The organism is Halobacterium bonnevillei (assembly GCF_009831555.1).
Taxonomy (GTDB): domain Archaea; phylum Halobacteriota; class Halobacteria; order Halobacteriales; family Halobacteriaceae; genus Halobacterium; species Halobacterium bonnevillei.
In genome coordinates, this window is the sequence record NZ_WUUU01000267.1 from 1 (window position 1) to 2740 (window position 2740).

Sequence of the window (2740 nt, forward strand, 5' to 3'; positions counted from 1 at the left end):
GACCGGCTGCTCCGGGACGACGTGGAGGCCCAGCACGGCTGTGGCTGCCACTGACGCGAGCGCCGCCGCCCCGGTCAGCGCGGCCGCTCGCGCCACGAACAGCGTGCGGGACGGGAGCCCGGAGAGCGCCAGCCAGCCGTCGGCGTGGAGCGTGTCGACGGTGAGGAACAGGCCCGCGATGCCAGCGACCATGACCGCCGCGAGCGTTCCGAGCATCGGGAGCACGCCCTCGCTGAGCGCCGATTGCCCGGACCAGCCGGGGATGGAGACGGCGACTGTCGCGTCCGGGAGGACGACGCCGAGGAGGCCGACGAAGTACGCCGGCAGCACCACCAGCAGTGCCACCAGGACGGGGGTGCGCGCGAACTGTTTGACGGTCGCGGCGAGCGCCGTCCGTGTGCCGCTCACAGCGACCACCCCCGTCCGGTCGCAGCGGCGTACGCGACGCCGGCGGCGACGCCTGCGATGCCGAAGTACGCCATCGCCGGGCCGACGGGTTCGCCGGTCAGCGTGCCCTCGCGGACTGCGGCCGTGAACAGCGCGTGGGGGTAGTGCAGCGGCAGCAGCGTCACGAGGTCGCTGTTCACCTGGAGGACGTCCCCGGAGAGGAACGAGTCCATGTCCGCGAGGAACACGAGGACGAGCGACCCCTCCAGTTCTCGCGGGACGAGCGCCCCCACGACCACACCGACCAACCCGTAGAGGACGCCCGCGAGCACGAGAACGGCGTACGACCGGGGGAACGAGGCGACGTCGGTGCCCGCGGCGGCGACGGCGCCCAGGGAGACGGCAGCGGCGACGGCGGCGACGCCCACCCCGACGAGGACCCGACTGGCGAACAGGACGACCGGCGAGAACCCCGCGAAGGAGAGGTAGCGGTCGGCTCGCGCCGCGCTGACGGTGCCGAACAGGCCCACCAGCCCGGAGAGGAACGCGGTGGCGAAGAGCGCGCCGCCGATGCGGCCGTACGCGGACGCGGAGCCGTCGAGGAAGGCGACGTCTGGAAACGACGCCATCGCCGCGCCGTAGACGAATACGACGAACGGCGGCAGGACCGCGAACATCGCGAGCGTCGTGGGCTGGCGGACGATGCCCTTGGCGTGGGCCGCCGCTCCGACTCGGACGTCAGGCATCGTCGGTCGCCTCCAGACGCCCGTCCCGGAGTTCGAGGATGCGGTCGAAGCGGTCCTGTTCGCTGACGAGGTGTGAGATGACCGCAATCGCGGTCCCGCGCTCGGAGAGGTCCTCGGCGAGGTCCCAGAACGCGAGGTAGGTCTCCCAGTCGAAGCCCGTGTACGGTTCGTCCAGCAGGAGGACGTCGGGGTCGTGCATCAGCGACACCGAGAGCGTGAGTTTCCGCCGGTTGCCGCCGGAGAGCCGGTCGACGCGCCGGTCGCGGAAGCGCTGGAAGTCCAGTCGCTCGGTCAGACGGTCGGCGGCGGCCTCGATTTCGCGCTCGGCCATGTCGTGGGCTTCCCCGAACAGTCGGAACGTCTCGTCGACGGTGAGGCGCTCGTAGAGCCGGTCGTCCTGCGGGCACCAGCCGACGGCGCCGGGCCGCGAGACGGTGCCGGCGTCGGGGGCGAGCGCGCCGACCAGGCACTGCATGAGCGTGGACTTCCCGGAGCCGTTCTCGCCGACGATGCCGACGACTTCGCCGGCGCGGAGTTCGAGGCTCGCGCCGGCCAGCACGTCGACGTCGCGCTCCCACGGGAGTCTGGACCGGTACGTCTTCTCGACGCGGTCCGCGGCGAGGACGACGTCGGCGTCCGCGTCGACCTCACGACCCTGTTTCGATATATTCGGCATATACCGAATATTCTGAACGAACTGATTTATACGTTCGGGGTTCGTATCGACGCGCATGTCAGAGACTGACGTCGACGCCGCGCGGGAGCGCGTCATCGAGGGGTTCGAGCGCTCGGCGGAGATATACGGCCTCAGCCGGAGCTACGGCCGGCTCTACGGCATCCTGTTCTTCGCACACGACCCCATGTCGCTGGACGACCTGGCCGCGGACAGCGGCTTCGCGAAGTCAACGGTCAGCACCGCGATGTCGGAACTGGAGCGCTTCCACATGGTCCACCGGCGCTCGCTCCCCGGGGAGGGCAAGCGTGCGTTCTTCGAGGCCGAGCGCGACTTCTGGCGCATCGTCCAGGAACTCCTGGACCGGGAGGTGCGCCGGGAGATTGACACGATGACGCGCGCGCTCGACGACGCCGAAGCCGCGCTCGAAACCGCGGACACCGAGCGCGCCCGGACGGACCTCGAACGGATACGGGACCTCCAGCGCGTGTACGCCCAGTCCGAACGGCTCGTCGACCTGGCGACGTCCGCGTCCGCTGACCGCCTGCGAACCGCGCTCTCGACCCTATCGGAGACGCTGCGCCGGTAAGGAGCTACGTGCCGGGCGCTCGCTATTGGTCTCTGTCGAGGTCCATGTTCGCCGAGAGTAGAAAGGGCAACCTTCAGGGCGCCTCGGGGACCACGGCCCGGTATGACCGACGCTTCCGACCTCGCGGACCGCGTGCAGACCGGTGACCTCCGGCTGTACGAACTCGAAGCCCACGCCGACGCCGACACCGCGGCCGACGCGCGACGCGAACTCCTCGAACGCGAGACCGACGCCGGCCTCGACGCGTCCGGTGACTTCGCGTTCGACGCCCAGGACGCCGAGTCCGCCATCGAGAACCTCTTCGGCGGCACACAGCTCCCGCTGGGGGTCGCGGGCCCCGTCGAC

3 protein-coding genes and 2 pseudogenes are annotated in these 2740 nt (G+C 70.5%); 2 read left to right on the forward strand and 3 right to left on the reverse strand.

Features of this window, described 5'->3' with window-relative positions; genetic code table 11:
* From GRX66_RS18085 to GRX66_RS18095, 3 genes and pseudogenes are all read right to left on the reverse strand, one after another.
* A pseudogene (locus tag GRX66_RS18085) lies at positions 1-408 on the reverse strand (hypothetical protein); the annotation flags it as partial.
* Positions 405-1133, reverse strand: coding sequence for a hypothetical protein (locus tag GRX66_RS18090; protein WP_159527735.1), 729 nt, complete (start codon positions 1131-1133; stop codon positions 405-407). The gene GRX66_RS18090 and the pseudogene GRX66_RS18085, both read right to left, overlap by 4 nt.
* The gene (locus GRX66_RS18095; protein ID WP_159527736.1) at positions 1126-1809 is read right to left on the reverse strand and encodes an ABC transporter ATP-binding protein; all 684 of its coding nucleotides are present in this window, start codon (positions 1807-1809) and stop codon (positions 1126-1128) included. The genes GRX66_RS18090 and GRX66_RS18095 overlap by 8 nt, the downstream gene beginning before the upstream one ends.
* A gap of 55 nt (positions 1810-1864) precedes the next feature.
* Between GRX66_RS18095 and GRX66_RS18100 the strand changes: the two genes are divergently transcribed.
* Both GRX66_RS18100 and GRX66_RS18105 read left to right on the forward strand, forming a co-directional pair.
* Positions 1865-2395: a GbsR/MarR family transcriptional regulator gene (locus GRX66_RS18100; RefSeq protein ID WP_159527737.1), complete on the forward strand. Its 531-nt coding sequence runs from the start codon at positions 1865-1867 to the stop codon at positions 2393-2395.
* 102 nt (positions 2396-2497) lie between these two features.
* Positions 2498-2740 (forward strand): annotated as a pseudogene (locus GRX66_RS18105) (3-hydroxy-3-methylglutaryl-CoA reductase); the annotation flags it as partial.